This window comes from Chitinophaga sp. 22620, assembly GCF_052044405.1.
Classification (GTDB): domain Bacteria; phylum Bacteroidota; class Bacteroidia; order Chitinophagales; family Chitinophagaceae; genus Chitinophaga.
Map to the genome: position 1 here is coordinate 617,450 of NZ_JBQEMV010000002.1, position 25,998 is coordinate 643,447.

21 protein-coding genes are annotated in these 25,998 nt (G+C 53.7%); 12 read left to right on the forward strand and 9 right to left on the reverse strand.

The features are described 5' to 3' along the window. Nucleotides 1-11: 11 nt before the first annotated feature. From xylA to ACTJIK_RS12295, 4 genes are all read left to right on the forward strand, one after another. The gene (gene xylA, locus ACTJIK_RS12280) at nt 12-1,340 is read left to right on the forward strand and encodes a xylose isomerase (protein ID WP_440646647.1); all 1,329 of its coding nucleotides are present in this window, start codon (nt 12-14) and stop codon (nt 1,338-1,340) included. A gap of 112 nt (nt 1,341-1,452) precedes the next feature. Then, the gene (locus ACTJIK_RS12285) at nt 1,453-2,382 is read left to right on the forward strand and encodes an aldose 1-epimerase (protein WP_440646648.1); all 930 of its coding nucleotides are present in this window, start codon (nt 1,453-1,455) and stop codon (nt 2,380-2,382) included. A 96-nt stretch (nt 2,383-2,478) separates the two neighbouring features. Next, nucleotides 2,479-2,664 (forward strand): CsbD family protein, encoded by a 186-nt coding sequence (locus ACTJIK_RS12290; protein ID WP_440646649.1) that lies wholly within the window; start codon nt 2,479-2,481, stop codon nt 2,662-2,664. 107 nt (nt 2,665-2,771) lie between these two features. Next, entirely contained in the window at nt 2,772-3,545 is a 774-nt protein-coding gene (locus tag ACTJIK_RS12295) for a hypothetical protein (protein WP_440646650.1), read from the forward strand. 63 nt (nt 3,546-3,608) lie between these two features. On the opposite strand, the gene ACTJIK_RS12300 is transcribed toward ACTJIK_RS12295, so the two are convergent. The 3 genes from ACTJIK_RS12300 to ACTJIK_RS12310 form a co-directional block, all read right to left on the reverse strand. Next, entirely contained in the window at nt 3,609-4,721 is a 1,113-nt protein-coding gene (locus ACTJIK_RS12300) for a trypsin-like peptidase domain-containing protein (RefSeq protein WP_440646651.1), read from the reverse strand. Further along, nucleotides 4,705-5,259 (reverse strand): RNA polymerase sigma factor, encoded by a 555-nt coding sequence (locus ACTJIK_RS12305; RefSeq protein WP_440646652.1) that lies wholly within the window; start codon nt 5,257-5,259, stop codon nt 4,705-4,707. Before ACTJIK_RS12305 ends, ACTJIK_RS12300 begins: the two co-directional genes overlap by 17 nt. A gap of 115 nt (nt 5,260-5,374) precedes the next feature. Next, the gene (locus ACTJIK_RS12310) at nt 5,375-5,809 is read right to left on the reverse strand and encodes a hypothetical protein (protein WP_440646653.1); all 435 of its coding nucleotides are present in this window, start codon (nt 5,807-5,809) and stop codon (nt 5,375-5,377) included. A gap of 411 nt (nt 5,810-6,220) precedes the next feature. Between ACTJIK_RS12310 and ACTJIK_RS12315 the strand changes: the two genes are divergently transcribed. From ACTJIK_RS12315 to ACTJIK_RS12345, 7 genes are read left to right on the forward strand one after another with little or no spacing between them, the layout of a single operon-like run. Next, a complete protein-coding gene (locus ACTJIK_RS12315) occupies nt 6,221-7,048 on the forward strand; it encodes a prephenate dehydratase (RefSeq protein ID WP_440646654.1) in 828 nt (275 codons plus the stop codon). Between the two features lie 19 nt (nt 7,049-7,067). Next, nucleotides 7,068-8,252 carry a pyridoxal phosphate-dependent aminotransferase gene (locus ACTJIK_RS12320; protein WP_440646655.1) on the forward strand — a complete coding sequence of 395 codons (1,185 nt, stop codon included), beginning with the start codon at nt 7,068-7,070 and terminating at the stop codon, nt 8,250-8,252. Then, nucleotides 8,249-9,091 carry a prephenate dehydrogenase gene (locus ACTJIK_RS12325; RefSeq protein WP_440646656.1) on the forward strand — a complete coding sequence of 281 codons (843 nt, stop codon included), beginning with the start codon at nt 8,249-8,251 and terminating at the stop codon, nt 9,089-9,091. Before ACTJIK_RS12320 ends, ACTJIK_RS12325 begins: the two co-directional genes overlap by 4 nt. A gap of 37 nt (nt 9,092-9,128) precedes the next feature. Beyond that, complete coding sequence (locus tag ACTJIK_RS12330; protein ID WP_440646657.1) at nt 9,129-10,214, forward strand: chorismate mutase; 1,086 nt, start codon at nt 9,129-9,131, stop codon at nt 10,212-10,214. Between the two features lie 19 nt (nt 10,215-10,233). Next, the gene (aroB, locus tag ACTJIK_RS12335) at nt 10,234-11,259 is read left to right on the forward strand and encodes a 3-dehydroquinate synthase (RefSeq protein ID WP_440646658.1); all 1,026 of its coding nucleotides are present in this window, start codon (nt 10,234-10,236) and stop codon (nt 11,257-11,259) included. Next, nucleotides 11,256-12,530, forward strand: coding sequence for a 3-phosphoshikimate 1-carboxyvinyltransferase (aroA, locus tag ACTJIK_RS12340; RefSeq protein WP_440646659.1), 1,275 nt, complete (start codon nt 11,256-11,258; stop codon nt 12,528-12,530). The genes aroB and aroA overlap by 4 nt, the downstream gene beginning before the upstream one ends. An 11-nt stretch (nt 12,531-12,541) precedes the next feature. Beyond that, nucleotides 12,542-13,537 carry a chorismate synthase gene (locus ACTJIK_RS12345; protein ID WP_440646660.1) on the forward strand — a complete coding sequence of 332 codons (996 nt, stop codon included), beginning with the start codon at nt 12,542-12,544 and terminating at the stop codon, nt 13,535-13,537. 50 nt (nt 13,538-13,587) lie between these two features. On the opposite strand, the gene ACTJIK_RS12350 is transcribed toward ACTJIK_RS12345, so the two are convergent. The 4 genes from ACTJIK_RS12350 to ACTJIK_RS12365 all read right to left on the reverse strand — a co-directional run bounded on the left by ACTJIK_RS12350 (nt 13,588) and on the right by ACTJIK_RS12365 (nt 19,294). Then, on the reverse strand, nt 13,588-15,531 hold the full coding sequence (locus ACTJIK_RS12350) for an ATP-binding protein (RefSeq protein ID WP_440646661.1): 1,944 nt from the start codon (nt 15,529-15,531) through the stop codon (nt 13,588-13,590). A gap of 375 nt (nt 15,532-15,906) precedes the next feature. Continuing rightward, nucleotides 15,907-16,650, reverse strand: coding sequence for an FKBP-type peptidyl-prolyl cis-trans isomerase (locus ACTJIK_RS12355; protein WP_440646662.1), 744 nt, complete (start codon nt 16,648-16,650; stop codon nt 15,907-15,909). A 35-nt stretch (nt 16,651-16,685) separates the two neighbouring features. After that, a complete protein-coding gene (locus ACTJIK_RS12360; protein ID WP_440646663.1) occupies nt 16,686-17,387 on the reverse strand; it encodes a hypothetical protein in 702 nt (233 codons plus the stop codon). 26 nt (nt 17,388-17,413) lie between these two features. Next, nucleotides 17,414-19,294, reverse strand: coding sequence for a CocE/NonD family hydrolase (locus tag ACTJIK_RS12365; protein ID WP_440646664.1), 1,881 nt, complete (start codon nt 19,292-19,294; stop codon nt 17,414-17,416). 105 nt (nt 19,295-19,399) lie between these two features. Between ACTJIK_RS12365 and ACTJIK_RS12370 the strand changes: the two genes are divergently transcribed. After that, entirely contained in the window at nt 19,400-19,909 is a 510-nt protein-coding gene (locus tag ACTJIK_RS12370) for a DinB family protein (protein WP_440646665.1), read from the forward strand. A 77-nt stretch (nt 19,910-19,986) separates the two neighbouring features. Here ACTJIK_RS12370 and ACTJIK_RS12375 read toward each other — a convergent pair whose 3' ends face one another. Together ACTJIK_RS12375 and gcvP are read right to left on the reverse strand one after the other, a co-directional pair. Beyond that, entirely contained in the window at nt 19,987-22,812 is a 2,826-nt protein-coding gene (locus ACTJIK_RS12375) for an outer membrane beta-barrel protein (protein ID WP_440646666.1), read from the reverse strand. Nucleotides 22,813-23,006: 194 nt separating this feature from the next. Then, entirely contained in the window at nt 23,007-25,889 is a 2,883-nt protein-coding gene (gene gcvP / locus ACTJIK_RS12380) for an aminomethyl-transferring glycine dehydrogenase (protein ID WP_440646667.1), read from the reverse strand. Between the last annotated feature and the right edge of the window lie 109 nt (nt 25,890-25,998).

Genomic DNA, 25,998 nt, shown 5'->3' on the forward strand with positions numbered 1-25,998 from the left:
AACTTTGAACAATGAATATCGTTACAGGAAACAAGACCTACTTCCCGAGCGTGGGAAAGATCAGCTTTGAAGGACCACAGTCAGACAATCCATTTGCCTACAAGTGGTACGACGAAACCAAAGTGATCAACGGAAAACCCATTAAAGAGCTCTTCCGTTTTGCGGTGAGCTACTGGCACACCTTCTGCGGCACCGGCGGCGATCCTTTCGGCCCGGGTACAAAAGCATTCCCCTGGCTGACGGCCTCTGACCCCGTGCAGCAGGCGAAAGATAAAATGGACGCAGCTTTTGAATTCATCACCAAGCTGGGCGTGCCGTATTATTGTTTTCACGACATCGACCTGGTGGATGAGGGCAGCAGCCTTGCGCAATACGAAAGCCATCTCCAGCAGATCGTTGAATATGCTAAAGAGAAGCAGAAAGCCAGCGGCGTGAAGCTCCTCTGGGGCACCGCGAACGTGTTCAGCAACCCGCGTTACATGAACGGCGCTTCCACCAATCCTGATTTCGCCGTGCTGGCCTATGCCGGCACCCAGGTCAAAAATGCGCTGGACGCAACGATTGCGCTGGGCGGTGAAAACTACGTGTTCTGGGGCGGCCGCGAAGGTTATATGACCCTGCTGAACACCAATATGAAAAGAGAGCTGGACCACCTGGCCCGTTTCCTCACCATGGCCCGCGATTACGCGCGCAAACAGGGTTTCAAGGGTACCTTCTTCATTGAGCCCAAACCTTGTGAGCCCACCAAGCACCAATATGACTACGACAGCGCGACCGTGATCGGCTTCCTGCGCGAGTACGGCCTGGATAAGGATTTTAAGCTGAACATCGAAGTGAACCATGCTACCCTGGCTGGCCATACCTTCCAGCATGAATTGCAGGTAGCGGCGGACGCGGGCATGCTGGGCAGTATAGACGCGAACCGCGGCGATTACCAGAACGGGTGGGATACAGACCAGTTCCCCATGAACCTCAACGAACTGGTGGAAACCATGCTCGTGATCCTGGAAGCCGGCGGCTTTGCAGGCGGCGGTGTGAACTTCGACGCAAAAGCGCGCCGTAACTCCACCGATCTCGAAGACATTTTCCACGCGCACATCGGCGGTATGGACGCCTTTGCCCGCGCAGCCATAATAGCGGATAAACTGCTGAGGGAATCACCCTACCGCAAATTCCGCACGGAGCGTTACGCTTCTTTCGACAGCGGCCAGGGTAAAGCTTTTGAAGAAGGCAAGCTGCAGCTGGAAGACCTCCGCTCCTTTGCCCTCGCCAACGGCGAACCGAAGCAGACCAGCGGCAGGCAGGAATGGCTGGAGAACATCATCAACCAGTATATCTGACACTGCTTTTAAAACAGGAATGAATTGTATAAATAAAGGGCATCGCAACAGCGGTGCCCTTTTTGCATTGAACTATTTCCTGCCATTTTGTATTTTACCGCAAATTGACAGCATGGGATTTAGCATAGAACACCTGGAGGAGAACGGTTTCTCCATTATTGCCCTGAAAGACGACGCAGGAGCGGAAGTGCAGATCATTCCCACATATGGCGCGCTCCTCCACGCATTCATCGTGCCGCTCGGAACGGGGAAACTGAATGTGATAGACAGCTACAAGAATGTAAGCGACCTCAATGCCGGCGTTACCGGCAGTTTCAAAAGCGTGAAGCTCAGCCCCTTCGCCTGCCGCATCAAAGACGCGCAATTCAGCTGGCGGGGGAAAGAATATACCCTACAGAAATCCCCCATTCACGGACTGCTGTACGACCAGGCGTTTGCCATCACCAAAGAAGAGGTGACCGACAGCTACGCGGAGATTTCCCTGGAACATCATTACCCCGGTACAGACGCCGGTTATCCTTTCCCGTACAGCTGCGAAGTGCAATACCGCCTGCTGCCGGACCAAATGCTGCAGGTTACCACAGCCATCCTCAACCAGCATTCCGGCCCCATCCCGCTGATGGATGGCTGGCACCCGTATTACAGCACCGGCACCCCGGTAGACCAGCTGGAACTGCAATTCTGGTCCAAAGAGATCGTGGAATTCGATGAAAAGCTGATACCCACCGGCAAAGTGCTGCCTTACAGGGGCTTTACCGAAAGCAAAAGCCTCAGCGGCGTGAACCTGGATAATTCTTTCCTGCTGGACTTCAACCGCCAGGCGCCCCTTTGCACGCTGAAAGACCCCGTAAAGGGCGTGCAGATCGAATTCTACCCGGACCAGGCTTACCCCGTTCTGCAGGTATACACGCCGCCGCACCGCAACAGTATCGCCATCGAAAACCTGACCGGCGCCCCCAATGCCTTTAATAACGGTATGGGCCTGGTAACCCTGGAAGCGGGCGAAAGCATGCTGTTTACCACGGCCGTTCGCGTAAAGTAGCCACCATCGCCGGTTTTTAATAAAAACAGCCGTTTGGCACAAACTTTGAAATTCATATCATGAACCCCTCATTTTTCACAATTAAAATGTCATGATATGGACATCCTGATGATCAAGGACCGGTGGACCGAGATTAAGAGCAAGCTGAAACAAATGTTTGATGATCTGACAGATAAAGACCTGTACTACGAGCATGGGAAGGACGACAGGCTGATCGGGCAGATCCAGATCAAGCTGGGCAAGTCCAGGGATGAGGTGATATCACTCATCCGGTCCTTGTAAAAAACAAGTATAACGGCAATTCCCGGGAAACAGCGTACTCCCGGGAATTGATATTTATATTACATTCGTGTATTAACTATTCTTAAGGCACAATTGTTAGTAAATACATGATCAACAGACTGTTATTAGTTACCATGCTTTCCTTCCTGCTTGCGGGAAGCGCGCTGCACGAGGCCCGGGCCCAATCGCAAGACCCTGTTACCCTCCGTGGCCAGATCACCAGCACCGACGGGCAGCTGGTGCTGTACCCCGCCACCATCCGGAATAAGAACACCGGCGCCAGGGTATTTTCAGACCAGGGCGGTTATTACCGCATCGGCGCCAGCAAGGGAGATGAGATACTGATCTCCTTCATCGGCTATATATCCGATAGCGTGACGGTTACCAACGTGATGGGCACGCAGATATACAACGTGCGCCTGAAAATGAAAGAACGTTTCCTTCCCCAGGTTGAAGTGTCCGGCAGATGGAACCCTTACCAGCTGGACTCTATAGCGCGTTATGAAGAATTCAGGCCTTTCCTCGAAGAAAAGACCCATACCCTGGTAGACACTTCCAAACGCAGCAGCGGCGGTTTCGGGATAACGTTCAGTCCTTTCACGCGGGGTTCCCGGCAGCAGAAAGACCTGCGGAAGTTCAAGAAGCTGTATGAGCAGAACGAGATACAGCAGTATATAGACTATCGTTATTCCAAGAGTTTCGTGAGCCGTGTAACCGGTTTCACCGGCGATACCCTGTTACAGTTCATGCGCGTGTATACGCCTTCTTACGGCTTGCTGCGCAAGATCCCCAACGAAGACCTGATCGTCTGGATATCCGTCAGGGCAAAGCAGTGGCGGGAAAACCCGAAGGTGGTACTGAAAGAGAACGACTTGCAATAAAATAAAGAAAGGGCCGGATCACTCCGGCCCTTTGCTTTTTATTTTTCATTTCTAATCTGCGGATCAGTTATACACCTTCACCATATACACGAACTCTTCCAGTTTCTTAGCCTGTTCCACACGGTTGAGGCCGTTCAGCTGGCTTTTCTGTTTCAGGTCCCTGCGGCTGAATTTCTCTTTGGGTAATTCGTCCAGCAGGCGTTTCAGGTGGCCGGATTTAACGGCGAATGCGATGCCGTCTGAAGAGGATTGTTTGCCGGTGATGATACCGATCACCTCGCCGCTGTTATCCAGCAGCGGGGCGCCGCTGTTGCCGGGGTTTACGGGGATGCTCACCTGGTAAGCGAGGGTATCTCCGTTAAAGCCGGTCTGTGCGCTGATGTATCCCATGCCGTAAACGATCTCGTCTCTCGGGAAGCCCATGCTGAACACTTCCTGGCCAAGGCGTGAAGGATGCAGTTTCAGGGAGTAGGGGAGCGGTGAGGTCCGGAACCCGGAATCCGCCACGCGGAGCACTGCCAGGTCGCTGGAAACATCTTCGAAGATGCTCACCGCCTTGAAGGCTTCACCTTTGTTGTTCTGGATATAAATGGAGTCCGCCCCTGCAATGACATGGTAATTGGTGACCATATAGCCGTTCCGGCTGATGGCAAAGCAGGTGCCGCCATACGTGCCGGGGTTGAGGGGAGGGTTGTTTTTGCTGTTGATATCGCGGATGAGGGCGTTCTGCGAGCGCTGGATGTTGTTCAGCACGCGGCGTACGTCTTCATATTTGGATGTGTAGGATCTTTTGGCCGAGTTCTGCATGATGGCCATGGTGGCAAGGGAAGTGATCAGCGCAATAGAAGCGGCCGCGGCCAGGTTCTGCCAGGTGCGGCGGCTGCGCATCTGTACCACCGGCGTTTTAGCGGGTGCTGCGGCTGGTATCTCGGCCTGGGCATGAATGGCGTTCATGCGGCGGAGAAGGTCTTTCCGCATGCCGTTAGCCCTGAACTGCTGCAACAGTTGCTGGTGTTCGGTAACCTGACGGTCTATCGCGGAATCCCTGCGGCGGAGGGATTCAAACGCCTCCTTTTCGGGGGCGCTCATCTCACCGTCGAGGTAGCGTTCAATTTCCTGTATTAAATGTATATCGTTCATCACATCGGCCTCCAGGGCGCTATTTATATGGTGCAAAGAATAATTTCTTCAGTCTCATCAGGCATTTATACTTCTGGTTCTTGGCGTTCTCGGCGTTGGTGTAGCCGAAACTTTCCGCGATTTCCTGCATGCTCTTACGATGTATATAATAATCTTCAAGGATCGTTTTACAGGGTTCGCCGATCTTTCCCATGGCCTCTTCCATCTGCCGGAACTGCTGGTCCCGTTCCATGTGAGCTTCCAGGGCTTCTTCAGCGGCGGTGGTCTCTTCCAGCTCTTCGTAAATGGGGCCATTGAGCGCCGAGCCTTGTAACTTCTTGAGCCACAGTCGCCTGCAAACTGCGTAGAGGAAAGTCTTAAGCCTTGAACTTAGCACAAATCCCCCCTCCCTGACCTTTTCGTACAGCACGATCATCGCCTCCTGGAAGATGTCCTTGGCATCGTCCTCCGATCCGTTGTTCTGCAGGACCATCTTGGCTATCATCGGGAAATTCTCTAAATAGATGGTTTCCAGCGACTTATCGTCATTAGCAGCCAGTCCGTGCAGTAATTCCTGATCCCTTTCTATGTGCAAAAGATTATTCACTTATTAATACGATTAGCGGCTTTTAGTAACCCAAAGTAGGAAAAAAATATTTTTTACAGGTGACGGGTTACCTTTTATGTATTCCCGGAATAAAGAATAAATCTCATTTCAAATAAACCTTAAAAACATTCAAAATGAAAAAAGTTGGTTTCTTAGCACTCGCTCTTGGTCTGTTCGTTGCAGCTTGTAACAATGCCGGTACTTCTGGTTCAGGTGATTCTACCGCTATCGACAGCACCATCAACCAAGGTGTAGACACAACTACCGTTGTTGACACTACCACCCTGGCTCCTGTAGACACTACTACTGCTCCTGCTGCTGACTCAGCTAAATAATTATAGGCAAGCAAAAAAGGATATTTAATCCGGGCCTCCTGTGCAAACAGGAGGCTTTTTTTGCCCTGTCCTTCACCAATTGTTGTTTTGTTATCAAATTCCTCTCCGGTTTTTCTTTCCCGAAAATATTTGCTATAGCACTTAAAACGCCTCTTCGCTGCCGATATTTCACATTCTGATAGGGGTTTTTGAATAAAATCCATTTAAAATGGATTTTTGTTTGACGTTTTTTATATTTTTATGCTCCTGTTTGAATAATTGAAATCCTGCCTTACTTTTGTTCTATCAAACAAACAACAATGCAACAACGCACTTTCGGTTACTTTTACGGCTTTTACTTTTTCTGGTACCAGAAATAGGAGGTTCGTTTGTGCTGAAAAATGCTAAAAAATATAACGGGCCTCCTGGAAAAGGGGGCCTTTCTTATTAACATGAAATCCGGTAAACAAATTATATGTCACAAAAGAGCTTTAGCCTGTATTTCTTTTACTTTTTCTTTTATCACGAAGGAAGCGGGACTCTCTTGTAACAACGGTTTATCATAAACGAACAAATGAAGGGTCCCGCGGAAAGGGGGCCCTTTTTTATTGACTCAATTATTCATATCACAGCTCATGCGTATTGCCATACAAGGATTTGAAGGATGTTTTCACCAGATCGCCGCGAGGAAATACTTCGGGAAACAAACCGAAATAGAAGCCTGCGCCTCGTTCCCCGAACTGGTAAGGAAGGTAGTGAACGCCGAAGGGGCTGACGCCGGCATGATGGCCATTGAAAATTCCATTGCCGGAAGCATCCTGCCCAACTACAGCCTTCTCAAGAACTCAGGCCTGCATGTGATCGGCGAGATATACCTCCAGATCAACCAGCAGCTGATGGTACTGCCGGGCCAGACCATTGAAGATATCAAGGAGGTGCACAGCCACCCCATGGCCCTGCTGCAATGCATGGACTTCCTGGGCAAATACCCGCACATCAAGCTGGTGGAAACCGAAGACACGGCGCTGAGCGCAAAACACGTGCGCCAGAAGAAGCTGAAGAGCACCGCCGCCATCGCGGGAGACCTTGCAGCGGAGATCTACGAGCTGGATATCATCGGCCGGAATATCCATACTGCCAAGAACAATTACACCCGCTTTCTGGCGATTTCTAAAAATGGCGTGCAGCCGCCCGCGGATGCAAACAAATCTTCCGTATATTTCCAAACTTCCAATGAGAGCGGAAGCCTGGCCAAAGTGCTTACCCGGATAGCGGCGGAAGGCATCAATCTTAGCAAGATCCAGAGCTTTCCCATCCCGGCGAAAGAGTGGCATTATTACTTCCATGCAGACATGGAGTTTGAATCCCTGGATCATTTCCAGCAGGCGCTGAAAAAGATCACACCGCTCACGGAGCACCTCACGGTGCTGGGTATTTACAAAAAAGGCAATACGCATACCTGATACCTGAAATCATAAACCAATGCAACCATCCGTAGCCAAACGATTACAACACACCGAAGAGTATTACTTTTCACGGAAGCTCCGCGAGATCGACGATATGAACAAAGCGGGCGCCAACGTGATCAATCTTGGCATAGGCAGCCCGGACCTTCCCCCGCATCCTTCCGTAATTGCAGCGCTCAACGAGCATGCCGCAAAACCTAATACCCACGCCTACCAGGGCTACAAAGGCATTCCCGCCCTCAGGCAGGCCATTGCCGGCTGGTATGGCCGTTATTATAACGTTCCGCTCAACCCCGATACGGAAGTGCTGCCCCTCATCGGCTCCAAAGAAGGCATCATGCACATTTGCATGACCTTCCTCCAGGAAGGCGACGAAGCGCTCATTCCCGACCCGGGCTACCCCACTTACCGCTCCGCCGTGCAGCTCTCCGGGGCCACGCCGGTAACTTACGCGCTCAGCGCCGCCAACAGCTGGCAGCCTGACCTGGATGCGCTCGAAAAACAAGACCTCTCCAAAGTGAAGCTCATGTGGGTGAACTACCCGCACATGCCCACAGGCGCGGAGGCTAAAAAAGGAACTTTCGAAAAACTGGTGGCTTTTGCCACGAAACATAATATCCTCCTGTGCCACGACAACCCGTACAGCTTCATCCTCAACGACAATCCCGCCAGCCTCATGGCTACGCCGGGAGCCAGGGAAGTGGCGCTGGAGCTGAATTCCCTCAGCAAAAGCGGCAACATGGCCGGATGGCGTGTAGGCATGCTCGTTGGAAAGGCTGAATTCCTCAACGACGTTCTGCGGTTCAAAAGCAATATGGACTCAGGTATGTTCCAGCCCGTGCAAATGGCGGCTGTGGCGGCTTTGGAGCTGGGCCCCGAATGGTACGCACAGCTGAATACCATCTACGCCGGCCGCCGCAAAAAAGTATTCGAGCTGCTGAACCTCCTGGGCGCTGAGTTCGACCAGCAACAGGTTGGCATGTTCGTTTGGGCAAAGATACCCGCGGGCTATGCGGACGGTTACGCCGTCAGCGACGCCGTGCTGCACAAAGCGCAGGTGTTCATCACTCCCGGCGGCATATTCGGCGCCAACGGGCAGCAATACATCCGCGTGAGCCTTTGCAGGGACGAGCAGGTGTTTGCCGAAGCGATAGACCGTGTGAGGAAAAACATTGTTCAACCTCAAACCGCCGCCATATGATAGCAGCTGTAGTAGGAGTAGGATTGATAGGCGGTTCCCTGGCCCTCAGCCTGAAAGAAAAAGGGGTGGCCAACTGGATCATCGGGGTGGATTACAACGCGGAAAATCTCGCCAAGGCGCAGGAGCTGAAGATCATAGACGAAGGCTCCACCCTGGAAGACGCACTGGAACGCAGCCAGCTGATCGTGCTGGCCATCCCTGTGGATGCGCTGCTGCAAACGCTGACTTCCATCCTGGACAAGGTAAAGCCGCATCATGTGATCATGGACGTGGGCTCCACCAAACAAAAATTACTGCAACTCGTTGCCGGTCATCCCCGGAGAGGTCGTTTTGTTGCCGCCCACCCGATGGCCGGCACCGAGTACTCCGGGCCCGAGGCCGCCGTGCGCAACCTGTTCCACCAGAAAACCATGGTGCTCTGCGATGTGAAGAGCAGCGACGAGGATGCGCTGGAGATCGTGGAATCCATGGTGGACAAGCTGAGCATGCGCATTGTGTACATGAACGCAGAGGAGCATGACCTGCATACGGCTTATGTAAGCCATATTTCGCACATCACTTCCTTCGCCCTGGCGCTTACGGTGCTGAAGAAGGAAAAAGAGCAGGGGCGCATCTTTGAGCTGGCCAGCGGCGGTTTTGAATCCACCGTTAGGCTTGCCAAAAGCTCGCCGGACATGTGGGTGCCCATTTTCAAGCACAACAGGAACAACGTGCTGGATGTACTGGAAGAGCACATCAACCAGCTGCAGCAGATGAAACAGCTGTTGCAGGCGGAAGATTACGACACCTTCTACAAGCTCATCCAGAAAAGTAATAAGATCAGGAAGATCCTGAAATAATAACTCATTTGTAAACTCTTAACACGTCACGATAACAATGGAACAGATCTTAGCAAAAACAAAATTCGCTGATCCGGCTTCAGACAAAAAGCCGCTGATCATTTCCGGCCCCTGCTCTGCCGAAACCGAAGAGCAAACACTGGCCACCGCCCTGGCACTGGCTAAAACCGGCAAAGTGGATGTGCTGCGCGCCGGCATCTGGAAGCCCCGCACCCGCCCCGGTTCTTTCGAAGGCATTGGTGCAAAGGGTTTGCCCTGGCTGCAGAAAGCCAAAGAGCTGACCGGTATGCCCACTACTGTTGAAGTAGCCACCGCCAAACAGGTGGAAGACGCGCTGCATTTTGGCGTGGATATCCTCTGGATCGGTGCCCGCACAACCGTAAACCCGTTCTCCGTACAGGATGTGGCCGATGCGCTGAAAGGCGTGAAGATCCCGGTGCTGATCAAAAACCCGATCAACCCCGACCTGGAGCTTTGGATCGGCGCAGTGGAGCGCATCGCGAAAGCCGGTATTGAAAAGATCGGTTTGATCCACCGCGGCTTTTCCAGCTACGGCAACACCGAATACCGCAACGCCCCCATGTGGCACCTGGCCATTGAGCTGAAACGCCGCCATCCTGAATTACCGATGATCTGCGACCCGAGCCACATCAGCGGCCGCCGCGACATCCTGCAGGCAGTGGCACAGGAAGCGATCGACCTGGATTACGATGGCCTGATGCTCGAAACCCACGTGGATCCTGATAATGCATGGAGCGATGCCAAACAGCAGATCACGCCCGAGAAATTCGGCGAAATGCTGGACAACATCACCTGGAGGCATGAACGCACCGATCAGAAAGATTTCAATACCGCGCTGGAAAAGCTGCGTAACCAGATCAACGGCATCGACGACGAGATCCTGCTGCTGCTCGGCAACCGCATGAAGATCGCGGAAAAGATCGGTCAGTATAAAAAGGACAACAACATCACTATCCTGCAGACCAACCGCTGGAACGAAATACTGGACCGCGGCATCCGCGCCGGCGAAAAGCTGGGCCTGACCAAAGATTTCGTCCTGAAATACTTTGACGCGGTGCACCTGGAATCCATCAACCGCCAGAACAAAGTGATGAACGACTAAGCCCATTTTTTCAGTACATATGATCAAACAGTCACACCGTTTTCAGAATACCGCCACCGATTATTATCTCGGTGAAAATCTTGCCAACCTTGGCAACTACGTGGATAAAAGCCGTACCATCCTGCTGGTGGACGAAAATGTGGACCAGCATTACGGCGATATGTTCCCCGGCTGGAAAAAGCTCGTGATCCCTGATGGAGAAGAGAACAAGAACATGGAGGTGATGGATCAGATCATCAACGGGCTGATAGAGCTGGAAGCAGACCGCAAAACCATGCTGGTAGGCATTGGCGGCGGTATGCTCACAGACATGACAGGTTTTGCCGCCAGCATTTATATGCGCGGTATCCCCTTCGGGTTTGTGCCCTCCACTTTGCTGGCGCAGGTAGATGCTTCCATCGGCGGGAAAAATGGCATCAGCCATGGCATGCATAAGAACATGCTGGGCACCATCAACCAGCCGGCATTTATCCTGTTCGATTATTCCCTGCCCTCCACCATGCCCGATGGCGAATGGTGCAACGGGTTTGCGGAGATCATCAAATATGCCTGCATCTACGACGAATCTTTATTCGTCTACCTGGAAGCCAATAAGGAAAAGGCTTTGGCCAAGGATGTGGAAACACTGCAATTTCTGGTGCAGCGTTCGGTGGAGATCAAAACGAAATTTGTACTGGAAGATGAGTTTGAAAGCGGCGTCCGCCGCTGGCTGAACTTCGGCCATACCCTCGGGCATGCCGTTGAAAAGCTGGAAAGTATCGCACACGGACAAGCGGTGGCCATCGGGATGGTAGCAGCTGCTAAGATCTCCGAAAAATACAATTTGCTGCCAGCCGAACAAACCAACCGGTTGATCCGTTTGATCAATGATTACCGCCTGCCGGTGACCATGACCTCGGACAAAGAAGCGGTATTTTCCATCTTCAAGCTGGACAAAAAAAGGGAGAAAGATCACATTCACTTTGTACTGCTCGAAAAGATCGGCCAGGCCAGGACCCAGCCGATACTGCTCGATGAGTTGAAACAAATCTTACAAGAATTATGATGCAAGTAACCATACAGCCTGCACCGGTAAGCGGCGCCGTTACCGCCAACCCGTCCAAAAGCGCGATGCAGCGTGCGGTGGCCGCGGCGCTGCTGGCCAAAGGCAAAACCATCATCCGTAACCCGGGGCTCAGCAACGACTGTCTTGCCGCCCTTGAAGTGGCCGAAAACCTCGGCGCTATGGTAAAACGGGTGGATGAGGAGATACACATCACCAGCAACGGCGTAAAACCTTTTTACGACGAGATCAACTGCGGCGAATCCGGCCTGGGCATCCGCATGTTCACACCCATTGCCGCGCTGGCTGAAATGCCTATCACCATCAACGGGCATGGCAGCCTCGTAACGCGCCCCATGAACTTCTTCGAAGAAGTGCTGCCGCAGCTGGGCGTAGAGATCAAAAGCAGGGACGGCAAGCTGCCCCTGGAGATCAAAGGCCCTTTGCAGGCGAAGAACATTACGATAGACGGCAGCCTTTCCTCCCAGTTCCTCACCGGCCTGCTCATGGCCTTCGGAAGCGTGGCAGACAAAACGGCCATCACTGTAAAAGACCTCAAAAGCAAGCCCTACATAGCCCTTACGCTCCAGATCATGGAACTGTTCGGCGTGAAGGTGCGCAACGAGAACTTCGAAACGTTCCACTTCGACGCGCCACAGCAGTACAAAGCCGTGGAATATACCGTGGAGGGAGACTGGAGCGGCGCGGCCTTTTTGCTGGTAGCCGCGGCTGTGGCCGGTAAGGCGGAAGTGCATCACCTGAACACACAGTCTGCCCAGTCGGACAAAGTGATCATGGAAGCGCTGGAAAAAGCGGGCGCCGAAATACTGCCGGGCGTGTATACCATCATTGTGCAGAAGAGCGGGCTGAAGGCTTTCGAGCTGGACGCAACGGACTGCCCCGATCTGTTTCCGCCGCTGGTGGCCCTGGCTGCCAATTGCAACGGCAAAACGAAGATCAAAGGCGTGAGCCGCCTGGCGCACAAAGAAAGCGACCGTGGTATCACCTTGCAGCAGGAGTTTGGTAAAATGGGCATCCGGATAGACCTGGACGGCGACTATATGTACGTGCATGGCGGCACCGGTATCAAAGGCGCTACCGTGCATTCGCACAACGACCACCGCATTGCCATGGCCTGCGCCGTGGCGGCGCTCAACGCCAGCGGGGCCGTTACCATCGAAAACGCAGAAGCCATCAACAAATCATATCCCGAGTTCTACGATCACCTGGAATTGCTGGGTGTGGCCGTGCAACGGCAGGAACAAACGGTGTAAAAAACAGTAACATGAACAGTTTTGGCAGAATATTCAGGGTGAATGTTTTCGGCGAATCGCATGGGGAAAGCGTGGGCGTGAATATCGACGGCATTCCCGCAGGCATCCCGCTGAAGCAGGAAGACTTTTTGCCCGACCTGGAACGCCGGAAAGGCGGCGCCAGGGGCACCACGCCGCGCAAGGAAGAAGACCTGCCTTTCCTGAAATCCGGCGTTTTCAACGACCGTACTACCGGGGCGCCTATCACCATTCTTTTCGAAAACAATAATACCCGCAGCGCCGACTATGCCAAGCTCCGCGAATTTCCCAGGCCCGGCCATGCGGATTTTGTAGCGGCCAAAAAGTTCGGCGGTTTTGAAGACTACCGCGGCGGCGGCCACTTCAGCGGCAGGCTCACGCTCAACCTCGTGGCAGCCGGCGTGATCGCTAAAAAGATACTGGGAGAGAACATCAGGATCAATGCGGTGATCAAAGAAGTAGGCGGTTTTGCCGATGCGGAAGAAGGGCTGGAAGAAGCCATCAAAGCGAAAGATTCCGTGGGCGGCATCGTGGAATGCACGGTGGACGGGCTGCCTGTCGGCCTGGGCGAACCTTTCTTCGATTCCGTGGAATCCGCATTGGCGCATGCTGCTTTTGCCATTCCCGCCATTAAAGGGATCGAGTTCGGCGCGGGCTTTGCGGCGGCCAAAATGAAAGGGCTGGAGCATAACGACCCGATCGTGGATGGTACCGGTAAAACGGCCACCAATCATGCCGGCGGCGTGGTAGGCGGCATCACCAACGGCAACCAGCTGGTGTTCCGCGTAGCGGTAAAACCTACGTCCAGCACACCGAAGGAGCAGCAAACGCTGAACATCGCGAGCGGGCAGGTGGAAACATTTTCAGTGAAAGGCCGTCATGACCTTTGCATCGCATTGCGCGTGCCGGTAGTGCTGGAAGCCGTAACAGCCATGGTGCTGGCGGATTTTATGCTGCTGGAAATGCGCGTGCCGAGAGTATTCCAATGATATCAACGCAATAAAATAACAAGGGCTGTTCAGTAATGAACAGCCTTTTTTTATTTGATGTCCATCTTCCGTACCTGCGCGATCTTCAGCAAAGTGGTGAGCATTTCGCGGGGGAAGAAAGGTTTGTTCAGGATATCGAAAATGCCTTTGCGGGCGAAACCCCTTCTCACTTCAGGCATAATGTCCGCCGTGAAGATCACGATATGCGTTTCGGGGTACTGGCTGCGGATCAGCTCTGAAAGCTCGTGTCCGTCCATCCCGGGCATGTGCAGGTCCAGGAAGGCGATGTCGTATTTATTTTCTTTCAGCAGCTCCGTGGCCTCGGTTCCGTTCAGCGCGCAATCGGGCTGTATGCCGAAATATTCCAGCTGCCTTTTGGCCACCATGACGTTGATGGGATTGTCTTCCACGAACAGCAGGCTCAGGCCTTTGAATTTCTTTTGATAAGCGGACAGTTCTGATACCTGCGCGCGTTTGGGCGGACTGTTCTTTTTCGTGGGAATGCCGAACGTGAGGTCGAAATAGAATTCCGTGCCCTCGCCCGGCTTACTTTTCAGGAATATTTTACTGTTGTGCAGCTGCACCAGCTTTTGCGTGATGGTAAGGCCAAGGCCGGTGCCAGAGGGTTTGCCGGCTACAGGCTGCTCCACCTGCCGGAAGCTTTCGAACACGAGGCCGTGGTATTCTTCCGCGATGCCGACGCCGGTGTCTTTCACGGAAAAATGAATATGCACCTTGTCGGTTTGTTTTTTAATGAGGTGCGCGGAAACGATCACCTGTCCTTTTTCGGTGTAATGGATCGCATTGCTGATGAGATTGTTCAGTATCTGGCTGAGGCGTATCACATCCGCGAGCACTTTTTTCGGGATGTCCTGGTCGATATCGGTGATCAGCGCTATCTTTTTCGCATCCGCCAGCGACTTGAACTGGTTGTGTATATTCCGGTGCAGCTCGTGCAGGTTCACGACGGAATAGGTAAGGTCAAACTGGTCCTTTTCAATTTTATTCAGGTCGAGGATATCGTTGATGAGCCGCAGCAGGTGATCGGCGGAGAACATCAGGTTGCTGATGTATTCTTCCTGTTCTTCCGAATAATTCAGCTTGAGCAGGTTGGCAATGCCGATGATGCCGTTGAGGGGCGTGCGTATCTCGTGGCTCATGATGGACAGGAAATCCGACTTCGCCCTGGAAGCCTCTTCCGCGGCGTTTTTCGCGGCCAGCAGCTCTTGTTCGGCTATCCACTGCGGAGTAAAATCCTTGACGCTCACAATGAGGATATATTTTTCCGGATCGGCGGACCTGATCACCGGCTTCACCCTGGTTTTGAACCACTGGTTCACCGAATCGTCCATGTGTTTGTACACGATCTCCCGTTCTTCGCCAAGGCTTACCACTTCCGCGATCAGCTGTCCGAACATTTCGGCCTGCGGGCCCATCACCTCGCTCACTTTTTTACCGAGAAAGGCTTCCTTGGGCATGTACAGCTTAGTTTGATCCTGTATCCATACGTTGAGGAACACCTGGTTGGCGTTGATCTCGAATACAATATCTTCCAGCGAAGCGATCAGCGCTTTGAGATGGGTGGTTTCTTCCAGCTGCTTGTTTTCCGCGAGTTTTTCCGCAGTGACGTCCTGCACGTACCCGAGGAAAAAATCCTTTCCCGGCGCGTCTTTCACAGCCCGCATGTCGACTTTGACATAACGTAACCCTGCTGCGGGGTGCGTAATGCGGTAGGAGCAGGTAAGCGGAACCTGTGGCGGTTGTTGCGCCGCATGTTGTAAAAAGGCTGCGATCCCCGGAATGTCTTCGGCTACGACGATATTTTGCCAGCCTTTATCCATTGATTCATCGAAAGTAAGGCCCGAGATTTTTTCCCATTCTTTGTTTACAAAAAAACAGTTGCCTTCCATATCCGCCAGGAAGGCTCCAATAGGTGCTATCTGTAATGCTTTCTCGATATAGGTATCCTCTCCGCCAATTGATTTGTTAGACATGGGAGTGGTTTAAGAATGACTCTGGGATTAAATATAGGGTTTTCCATAAAATTATCTTCCGTATTAACTTATATTCTCATGTTATATGTTAGGTTTCCTTACATACAAGGGGAAAGCATAGCATTATGGTTTTATGTATTACATAATTGCTTCCGTAGAGTATTTCAGGAGAAAGACGGTTGATCTGTATGGATTTTCCGACTATGACAGAACACTCGGTTTAGGCGTTCCCCTATTTAAAATATGTCATCGCCATTCCCGAAAGTGTAAGATTATTCCGGGATGCCGCAGAATCCCAGGTAAGAACAGGCTGCAATAATAAAGGCCGTCCGGGTTCACCCTGGACGGCCTTGTGTTTTACAAAGAATTGTATGCTTACTGTGCGGGTTGCGTAGCAGGCGCAGGCGTATCCTTCACAATTTCCAGCAGTTCCACATCAAACACCAGCGTGCTGTTGGGCGTGATCTTCGCACCGGCCTGGCGTTCGCCATAGGCGAGATTGGCGGGAATGAAGAGCTTCCATTTTGAGCCAACGGGCATCAGCTGCAAAGCTTCCGTCCAGCCGGCGATCACGCCGCTAACGGGAAGGGTGATGGGTTCGCCGCGGTCAACGCTGCTGTCGAACGTAGTGCCGTCTATCAGCATACCGTGGTAATGAACTTTCACTTTATCCTGCAGCGTGGGCTTTGCGCCGTTGCCTTCTTTCAGGATCTGGAACTGGAGGCCGCTGGGCAGCACGGCAATGCCGGGCTTGGTTTTGTTGGCGGCGAGGAACGCTTCCCCGGCAACCTTATTTTTAGCGGCTTTTTCGGCCTTTAATTTCTGGATGTGGGTACTTACCACCGGCTTGCCCTGTTCGGCGGAAATAAGCGGCTTGTTGCCCTTGAATGCGTCTTCAAGAGCGGCCATGAACAGCCGCAGGTTCAGGGAATCCAGGCCCTGGCTTTTCATCATCTCTCCCATATCGTTGCCAATGGCATAACTCACGGAATCGAGGGTGGTAACCACTACCGGGCCGGCGGGTGGCGGCGGCGTTTTGCTTTTTTTCCTCTGGCTATAGGCGGTTTGCAGGCTGAACACGCTCAACGTGCAGATAAACAGGATTTTTTTGAAACTCATACAGATATGTAAAATTTGAGCTGCAATATAGTATATTATTCAATCCTGCTCCATATTTCACTGATCGGGTCGCCCTTGGAGCTTTTGCCGCTGTGGTGCCATTGTTTGCCGTCCACTTTCCCGTTGAAAGTAAGCGCGGCGCCCACGCGGGTATTGTCGCGGGAAAAGAAGGTGATATTTTCGGTGTACTTCCCGTTTTCGAATGTATAAGTGCCGCCGCCGGTGCCGAAAAATTCCTTTGTTTCCGTGTTGATGGCCGCCCATTGAAAACGGGTGCCGGAAAGGATCTTCAGCGTTTTACGCGGGCCGGGCCGCATAGGCACCATGCTGCCTTCGTTTTCCCTGGCGGTAATGCGCCATGCGCCTGCAAGGGGAGCCTTCCCGTCGTCCACCCGCTGCCAGGTGGTGGCCTCGCCGTTGCAGGTGATCACCAGCTGGTTGTTGTTCAGCTTGTAACTGCAGTCGTTCACGGTGCCTACTTTGTTCTTGTCGGCCGTATGGAACTCGATGGTTTCCTTCAGCCCGCCGCCGCTGGCTTCCAGCCTGCCGCCATGGGTGCTGATGAACTGTTTGCCTTTTTCGTCGAAGTGGGTCTGCATGAAATAACTGTCCTCGATGATTCTCACGGTTTGCGGTTCTCCGTTGGCGGGCGCCAGCTTCCAGGCCCCGTCCAGGTTGTCCTGCGCGAGGCCGTACTGCGAAAGCAGTAAAAGCGCCGCGGAAATAAGTGCTTTCATATTGCGTATGTTTTAACGTGTGGAATTTATGGTATCACCGGCAGCAGGATCTTTGAAGGATGCGCCGCGTTGTGATGAATGCGTATATCTGACTTTCTGAATGCCTCTTTCGCCGCTTTGTAAATATCCGTAAAAACCTGCGGATTACGGTCGGCCAGCGGGAACCAGCTGCTCTGCACCTGTATCATCAGCCGGTGGCCCTTTTTGAAGGTATGCGCCACATCGGGCAGGGTGAATTTCACCGGCGTGATCCTGCCGGGCACAAAAGGAACGGGCGTTTCAAAGCTGTTGCGGTACCTGCCTCGCATGATCTCCCCGCGCACCAGCATCTGGTAGCCGCCCATGGGATAGGTGGGGGAAATGTAACGGCGGTGCGCCAGGCGAACGGTATCAGGCCCGTAGCTGAAATCGTCCGGGAACACATCTATCACTTTCACCACAAAATCCGCATCGGTGGTGCTGATGCTGACCTGCAGGTCAGCCACCACAGGGCCCGCCAGCGTCAGGTCCTCTTCCAGTACGGCCGTCTGGAACACCAGCACGTCCGGCCGGCGGCTGGCAAACCGCTGATCGTCCGTCATATAGCTGATCGTGCGTGCATGATGCACGTCTTCGGTGTAAGGTACGGGTTTGGAAGGATCGCTGGTGTATTGGGTGAAGGAATTTTGCACGGCGGGCGCGGTGAACAACAGGCCGCCCCCGGGCTGCAGGTAAACCGGCCGTGATTGTACCTCAGCCGGCGGCCAGGCAGGAAATTTTTTCCACTGGTTTTCGCCGGTAAAGAAAATGGTCGCCTCGCTGATATCCGGCTGTGGGCCTTTTCCTTTCAGGTAGTAGTTGAAGAACGGCACTTCAATGTTCTCCTGGTACCAGGTGGAAGTATTGCTGCCGAATTTCACATGGCCCAGGTAGGTGCCGTCGTCCGTACTCCACTGGCCATGGTACCAGGGGCCCATCACCAGCCTGTTATCCGCGCCCGGGTTTTGTTTTTCGATGGCCTGGTAAGTAGCCCAGGCGCCGAAGCAGTCTTCCGCGTCGAAAGTACCGCCAACAGTGAGCATGGCGGGTTTTACCTGTTTAAGATGAGGCCTTACGTTGCGCGCTTTCCACCAGGCGTCGTAGTTGGGATGCGCATAGAGGTCTTTCCAGAACGCGATGCTGTCGCCCATCAGCCGGGCAATATCCGGCAGTGCGCCCGCTTCGAGGTAGAATTTATAGTTGTCCAGGGTGGGATAGGCGTATTCCGTAGGCTCTTTGGTCGTAGGCGCAGGCCGCGGCTTCCCGAAGGAAGTGTAGAAGTCGAACGCGTCCATCAGCATGAAAGCGCCGTTGTGATGGAAATCGTCGCCGATGAACCAGTCGGTTACCGGCGCCTGCGGGCTCACGGCTTTGAGCGCGGGATGCCCGCTCAGCGAGGCCATGGTGGAATAAAAGCCGGGATAGGAAATGCCCAGCACGCCCACGTTGCCGTTGTTGTTGTCCAGGTTCTTCACCAGCCAGTCTATGGTATCGTAGGTATCGCCGGCCTCATCGGTGGCGGCGCCTGTTTTATTGGGGTTGAAAGGCCGTACGTCCTGGAAAACGCCTTCGCTCATCCACCGGCCGCGCACATCCTGGAAAACGATGATATAGCCTTCATTGGCGTAGTGCTGGAAATATCCTTTCAGTGAAGGGAATGAATCCGCTCCGTAAGGCGCACAGGAATATGGCGTGCGGCTCATGAGGATGGGATGTTTCTCCGCGTTGCTCTTCGGCTGGTAGATGGCGGTGAACAGCTTCACGCCATCCCGCATGGGGATCATCACTTCTTTTTTCGTGTAATTGGCGGGGAACCGGTCCGTTTGTTGTGCGCATACGCTTAAACAGCCTGCCATGGCGAGCATCAGAACGAATACTTTCTTGTGCATGTCTTTCAGTTGAGCAGGTTTGGTGGGTTGTACAATCAGGGATAAATATAAGCCATTGCCCCGATAAACGGGATTTATCCTAACTTCCGGGAAATTTTTTGACCTATGGCCAGACCATCACAGGGAGACTACGGCGCTTTCTATGAAACCTACGTGAGCAAAGTGCCGGAAGACAATATTCTCGAAGCCTTTAAAAAACATACGGGGGAAGTGCTGGATTTCCTGGAAGGCATTCCGCATCATAAGCTCAATTTCGCTTATGCCACCGGCAAATGGACTATCAAGCAGGTGCTGCAGCATATGACGGACGCTGAAAGGATATTCGCTTACCGCGCGCTGCGTTTTGCCCGTAAAGACAATACCCCGCTGGCTTCGTTCGACGAAAACAGCTTTGCCGCAGCAGCGCAGGTGGAGCACCGCGATTGGATAGACATGGTAGAAGAGTTCCAGCTGGTGCGCCTTTCATCTGAACATTTATTCCGATCGCTGGAGGAGGAAGAGCTGAAACGCAGCGGTATTGCGAGCGGCGTGCCCGTGAGCGTGCTCAGCCTGGGTTACATCCTGGTAGGCCACGCGATCCATCACATGGGCGTGATGAAGGAACGGTACCTTTAAGTAATATTCATAATCGCATAAAAAAGCGGAAGGCCCTGCACAGGGCCTTCCGCTTTTTTGGTTTCCGTTCAAACGGTTTAGAATATCATATATCCGCCGCCGCCATTGTAGCGCCTGGGCGGTTTTATTTTTCCGAATTTAGAGATGTTGTAGCTTAAGGTGAGCATGAAGTATTGTTCCACCAGGTCCGTCTGCGTATCGAACGTACCCAGCTCGGTAACGTTGCGGCGGACGTTGGTGTTCTGGCGCAGCAGGTCGTAGGCGTAGAGCTTCACCTGCGCGCGTTTTTCCTTCAGGAACTCGTATCCAATGGCTGCGCTGTACACGGTGATGCCTTTCCTGAAACCCGGCGCGGTATTGGCGTTGTAGTTGTACTGCACGTCGTTCTCCACGAAGAGATTGAGCGGCAGGTAAGCCGTTGCGCCCACCTGCAGTCGTTGTGTGAAATTGCTGGTGGTCACATTGTTCAGCCTGCTCTTCACCTGGTTGTAATTGGGGCGGTAGAACATGTTCATCTCCAGTATTTCCTTGTAAGCGTAGGAAAGGCTAAGCATCGGGCCTACCATCAGCGATTGCGACACGTTCTTGCGCAGGCTGGTGTCTCCTTTGGGATTGTTGATGTTGGAGTAGTTCACCTGCCGCGACATATTCCCGAAGAAACCGCCGTTCACCCGCATCTGCCAGTCCTTCATCTTTTTGCTGTAACTCGCGTTCACGTTGGCGTTCATCGTCCAGGTGCCGTCCACGTTCACGTTCTGTACGGTTTGCCCGCCCCGCTCGTTCACTTTCGTGATGGTGGAGATCCTGTTGGTGGTAGGCGTGATGCCGATGTTGGAGAAAAGACCGATGCCGGTGGGGGAGAAGCGGTTGTAACCCAGGCCCATGCTGTGATTGAAAGATGCCTTCAGGTCAGGGTTGCCGATGCGCACGTTCAGCGGGTTGGTATTATCTCTTACCGGCTGCAGCTGCTCTACGGTAGGTTGCTGCATATAACCGCTGTAGTTGAAAGAAAGCTGGCCCTTGTTCTTGAAAGTGTATGCGATGCGGCTGCTGGGCGCCAGGTTGGTCTGGCGCTGGCGGATGCTGGTATTGTCCATGAACGACCGGTTGTCCAGCGTATTGAAGTACACGGAGCCGCCCAGGCTGGCGGTGAACTTTTTGTTGCTGTTGGTATGCACAAAACGGATGGAAGGCTGCTGCGTGGTCATGATGGTGCGGAAGCGGTTGGAATACAGGCTGTCCAGGTCCGTATAGCCTTTCATGTCCTCATCGAAATTATAGGTATTGCGGTCGGACGAGCTGATGCCGTAAGAATATTTATAGTCGAAGTGCATCTTCCAGGTCTTGGTGATCGGCTGGCCGTAATAGAGGCTGATATCGTAGCGTTCGTTGCGGCTGTTCATGACGCTTTTCTGGTCCAGCACCTGGGTGGAGTCCAGCAGGTTGTTCTCGAAGAACTGCTGGGTGGAGTTATTGAAGGCATTCCCGTCCTGCGTGTTGTACATATTGCTGAATGTGAGCCCGATGGCCTGGCCGTTTTTATTAAGGATGCGGTTCAGCGTGATGCTGTTCTCGAAACTCACACGGTTGCTGCGGAGGAGATTGGTGTTCTTATTCGTATTACCAAGATCCCCGGGACCGAAATAGGTGGTGTCTATGCTGCTCGTATTGGACGTCTGTCGGGTATAACCGAATTTCGGCGCGATGCTCAATGTGGTCATTGAATCCAGTTGTATGTCGAACGAGAAGTTGAGGTTGTGGCTGTAGTTGCGTCCGTTGCCGGTGCGTTTGCCGATAATGTTCCGCCCGTCGTTGTACAGGCTGTTGCTGAGCGTAGTGAAGCGGGAATCGGTGTTGTTGAAGAAGTAGCTGTTGTTCACATCCAGGTTCTTACCCCACTTGTCGTTGTAGTTGTAACCCAGCATGGAAGCCGTTCTGATGCCTTCCCCGCTGGCGCCGAAGCTGATGCCGTTCATGTTGAGGCCGCCGTCGGAGGAAACGGACATATACATGCCGCCGCCTTTTCTTTCCGATGCGGCAGACATCTCGTTCTGGGTGAACCCGATCTTGTTCAGGTTATTTGAAGAGCCCAGAAAGCTGATCTGGCGCGGACCTTCGAAAGCGTTCAGCATGCCGCTAAGCTCAAACCGGTTGTCTGTGCCGCCGCCGGCAGATATGCGGCCGAAGAGCCCTTTCTTTTTATCGGCTTTGAGGGTCACGTTGATGGTGCGGTCTTCTCCGTCTTTTTCAATGCCCATCCGCGCTTCCGTTTTGGTCTTGGTATCCACCACCTGCACCTTGTCCACGATGGCGGAAGGGAGATTTTTGGTGGCGAGCTTGGGGTCGTTGCCGAAGAATTCTTTTCCATCCACCAGTATGCGGCTTACTTTTTTGCCGTTCACGGTGATGTTGCCGTTCTCGTCTATGTCCACACCGGGCAGCTTTTTCAGCAGGTCTTCCACCACGGCGTTGGGCCGGGTCTTGAAGGCGGCGGCATTGAATTCGATGGTGTCTTTCCGGATGGCGATGGGGGGGCGGTCTCCTTCCACCACCACGGTGTTCAGCTCACGGGCCGAGGTAGCCAGCATAATGCTGCCCAGGTCTTCAGGCCGGTCTGTATCCAGGATCTTTGAATAAGTGCGGTAGCCGGTATAGGAGATCAGCAGGCGCACGGATTTGTTGCCCGGCAGGCCGGTGAGGCGGAAGGCGCCTTTTTTATCGGTAAGGGTGTAGGTGATGAGGCTGCTGTCTTTACTGTCCTGCACGGCCACGGTGGCCATTTCCAGGAATTCCTTGCTGGCCGAGTCCGCCACTGTGCCCCTGAGCTGGTTGCGCTGCTGGGCGTTGATGGCGCTGGTTATACATAAACATAGAAGGGTCAATAGAATTGCATTACGTAACATGGCGGTATTGGTTTCGGGAATCAAAATACGAAAGTTTCGTAGAAAGACGACTTTTCTAGTTAAAATGTGGTTCAAAGGACAAAAAAGGGGTTGGGCGGTTGAAGTTGCCGGGAAAAAGTGCGCCGGGTCTGTGCCATAAAAAAAGCAGCGGCCTGGTAAGCCGCTGCCTGTATGTTTCTTTGATGAATAACCGTTTATGCTTCCGCTTCCGCATAGGAGCTGGCGGGCTCGCAGGTGCAGATCAGGTTGCGGTCGCCGAAAGTATTGTTGATGCGGCTTACGGAAGGCCAGAACTTGTTCAGCGTTACGTATTCCAGCGGGAAAGCTGCCTGCTGGCGGCTGTAAGGGCGCGTCCATTCGTCGGCGGTGATCACTGCCTGGGTATGGGGCGCGTGTTTCAGCACGTTGTTCGCCTTGTCCGCCTTGCCTTCTTCCACTGCGCGGATCTCTTCGCGGATGGCCAGCATGGCGTCGCAGAAGCGGTCCAGCTCGGCTTTGTCCTCGCTTTCAGTCGGCTCTATCATGATGGTGCCCGGCACGGGGAAGCTCATGGTGGGTGCGTGGAAGCCGTAGTCCATCAGGCGTTTGGCCACGTCTTCGGCTTCAACGCCGGCGGTATTTTTGAAAGGCCGCAGGTCCACGATGAATTCGTGGGCACAGGTGCCGCTCACGCCGGTGTAAAGGATATCGTACGCATTTTCCAGGCGCGCCTTCATGTAGTTGGCGTTCAGGATGGCAAATTCAGTGGCTTTACGCACACCATGACGGCCCAGCATACGGATGTATGCATAGGAGATCAGCAGGATGCTGGCGCTGCCGTAAGGCGCTGCGGATACCGCGTGAGCCTGTTTGCTGCCGTTGCCGGCGGCCTGCTGGTTCACATGGCCGGGCAGGAATGGCGCAAGGTGTTTGGCTACGCAGATGGGGCCCATGCCGGGGCCGCCGCCGCCATGCGGGATGGCGAAGGTCTTGTGGAGGTTCAGGTGGCAAACGTCCGCGCCAATAAGGCCGGGAGCGGTAAGGCCCACCTGGGCGTTCATATTGGCGCCGTCCATGTACACCTGCCCGCCGTTGGCGTGGATGATCTCGCAGGCCTCTTTCACGCCTTCTTCGTACACGCCGTAGGTGGAAGGATAGGTGATCATCACACCGGCCAGGTTGTCTTTATGTTGTTCTGCTTTGGCTTTCAGGTCTGCCACGTCGATGTAGCCGTTTTCCAGCGCTTTCACGATCACTACCTTGTAACCTGCCATCACGGCGCTGGCGGGGTTGGTGCCGTGCGCGGAAATGGGGATCAGGATCACGTTGCGGTGCTGGTCGCCACGGCTTTCGTGGTAGGCCCTGATGGTGAGCAGGCCGGCGTATTCGCCCTGCGCGCCCGAGTTGGGCTGCAGGCTGCATGCGTCAAACGCGGTGATCTTGCAGAGGTATTCGCCCAGTTCTTTCACGATCTGTTCGTAACCTGCCACCTGCGCCCGCGGGGCGAAGGGGTGTATCTTGCTCCAGTGGCTCCAGCTGAGCGGGATCATTTCGGTGGCTGCATTCAGCTTCATGGTGCAGCTGCCAAGGGAGATCATGGAAGTGTTGAGTGAAAGGTCTTTGTTCTCCAGCATCTTGATGTAACGCATCATCTCGGTTTCGCTGTGATGGCTGTTGAACACGGGGTGCAGCAGGTAAGCGGAACTGCGTTGCAGCGCCGCGGGAATGCCGCTTTGCGCGTTCTCCACATCGGCTTCGCTGATGCTGCCTGCGCCGAACACGGAAAGGATCGCGTTCACATCATCCACGCCGGTGGTTTCGTCCAGCGAAATGCCGGCGAGTGTGTTGCTGATGCCGCGGAAGTTGATGCCGGCTGCGTTTGCTTTGGCATGCAGGGCGGCTGCGTCCGCGGTTTCAACGGTGATGGTGTCGAAATGGCCGTTGTTGCTCAGTTTCACGCCGGCTGCTTTCAGTTTGGCGGAAAGCGCGGCGGTGAGCAGCGCGGTTTTCAGCGCAATGTTCTTCAGGCCCTGCGGACCATGGTACACGGCGTACATGGCGGCCATGTTGGCCAGCAATGCCTGCGCGGTACAGATATTGGAAGTGGCTTTTTCACGTTTGATGTGCTGCTCGCGGGTTTGCAGCGCCATGCGCAGCGCGCGTCTGTTCTGCGCGTCGATGCTTACGCCGATAATGCGGCCGGGGATGGCGCGTTTGAACTCGTCTTTACAGGAAAAGAACGCAGCGTGGGGGCCGCCGAAGCCCAGGGGAACGCCGAAGCGCTGGGCGCTGCCCAGTGCGGCATCCGCACCCAGTTCGCCCGGAGGGGTGAGCAGGGTAAGCGCCAGCAGGTCCGTTGCCATGGCCACGTAAGCGCCAACGGCATGCACTTTTTCGATGAACTGGCGGTGATCGGCCACGGTGCCGTCTGCGGCCGGGTATTGCACCAGCGCGCCGAAGTATTCAGCGGTAATATCTGCCTTCGCAAAGTCGCCAAACACCACTTCGATCTGGAGCGGGGTGGCGCGGGTGATCACTACATCTTTGGTCTGCGGGAACACATTCTGGTCCACGAAGAATTTGCCGCGGGTAATATGATCGTGATCTTTATTGAGCGCGTTGAAGAACATGGTCATGGCCTCTGCCGCGGCGGTTGCTTCGTCCAGCAGGGAGGCGTTGGCAATGGGGAGGTCCGTAAGGTCGCTCACCATGGTCTGGAAGTTGAGCAGGCTTTCGAGGCGGCCCTGGGAGATCTCAGCCTGGTAAGGCGTGTATTGGGTATACCATCCCGGGTTCTCGAAAACGTTGCGGAGAATGACGCTGGGGGTAATGGTGTCGTAATAACCCTGGCCGATATAGGATTTGAATACTTTGTTCTTCAGGGAGATATCTTTCAGCTGGCTCAGGTAAGTGAATTCGCTTACAGCTTCGGGGATATCCAGGTCCTTCTTCATGCGGATGGCGGAAGGCACTGTTCTGTCTATTAATTCATCCAGCGACCCGATGCCGATCTTGCCCAGCATAGCGCGGGTCTCTGCTTCATTGGGTCCGATGTGACGGCCAATGAACTCATTCTTGAAAGTATTCAAAAGATTCATGATGTAAGCAGGTATTTATAAAAGAATGCGCAAAGCTATGATGTTTTTCAGCAACAGCCAAACCCGCGAGGGGATAGGGAAAGTAGACTGATATTCCGCCGGCTGGCAC

Bases quoted from the DNA above. Each gene is read 5' to 3' on its own strand.
- gcvP (WP_440646667.1), bottom strand. From the start codon at position 25,889: ATGAATCTTTTGAATACTTTCAAGAATGAGTTCATTGGCCGTCACATC.
- ACTJIK_RS12315 (WP_440646654.1), top strand. From the start codon at position 6,221: ATGCGTATTGCCATACAAGGATTTGAAGGATGTTTTCACCAGATCGCC.
- ACTJIK_RS12360 (WP_440646663.1), bottom strand. From the start codon at position 17,387: ATGAAAGCACTTATTTCCGCGGCGCTTTTACTGCTTTCGCAGTACGGC.
- ACTJIK_RS12320 (WP_440646655.1), top strand. From the start codon at position 7,068: ATGCAACCATCCGTAGCCAAACGATTACAACACACCGAAGAGTATTAC.
- ACTJIK_RS12295 (WP_440646650.1), top strand. From the start codon at position 2,772: ATGATCAACAGACTGTTATTAGTTACCATGCTTTCCTTCCTGCTTGCG.
- ACTJIK_RS12285 (WP_440646648.1), top strand. From the start codon at position 1,453: ATGGGATTTAGCATAGAACACCTGGAGGAGAACGGTTTCTCCATTATT.
- ACTJIK_RS12290 (WP_440646649.1), top strand. From the start codon at position 2,479: ATGGACATCCTGATGATCAAGGACCGGTGGACCGAGATTAAGAGCAAG.
- ACTJIK_RS12370 (WP_440646665.1), top strand. From the start codon at position 19,400: ATGGCCAGACCATCACAGGGAGACTACGGCGCTTTCTATGAAACCTAC.
- ACTJIK_RS12325 (WP_440646656.1), top strand. From the start codon at position 8,249: ATGATAGCAGCTGTAGTAGGAGTAGGATTGATAGGCGGTTCCCTGGCC.
- aroA (WP_440646659.1), top strand. From the start codon at position 11,256: ATGATGCAAGTAACCATACAGCCTGCACCGGTAAGCGGCGCCGTTACC.
- aroB (WP_440646658.1), top strand. From the start codon at position 10,234: ATGATCAAACAGTCACACCGTTTTCAGAATACCGCCACCGATTATTAT.
- ACTJIK_RS12345 (WP_440646660.1), top strand. From the start codon at position 12,542: ATGAACAGTTTTGGCAGAATATTCAGGGTGAATGTTTTCGGCGAATCG.
- ACTJIK_RS12375 (WP_440646666.1), bottom strand. From the start codon at position 22,812: ATGTTACGTAATGCAATTCTATTGACCCTTCTATGTTTATGTATAACC.
- ACTJIK_RS12355 (WP_440646662.1), bottom strand. From the start codon at position 16,650: ATGAGTTTCAAAAAAATCCTGTTTATCTGCACGTTGAGCGTGTTCAGC.
- xylA (WP_440646647.1), top strand. From the start codon at position 12: ATGAATATCGTTACAGGAAACAAGACCTACTTCCCGAGCGTGGGAAAG.
- ACTJIK_RS12365 (WP_440646664.1), bottom strand. From the start codon at position 19,294: ATGCACAAGAAAGTATTCGTTCTGATGCTCGCCATGGCAGGCTGTTTA.
- ACTJIK_RS12350 (WP_440646661.1), bottom strand. From the start codon at position 15,531: ATGTCTAACAAATCAATTGGCGGAGAGGATACCTATATCGAGAAAGCA.
- ACTJIK_RS12310 (WP_440646653.1), bottom strand. From the start codon at position 5,809: ATGGATTTTATTCAAAAACCCCTATCAGAATGTGAAATATCGGCAGCG.
- ACTJIK_RS12330 (WP_440646657.1), top strand. From the start codon at position 9,129: ATGGAACAGATCTTAGCAAAAACAAAATTCGCTGATCCGGCTTCAGAC.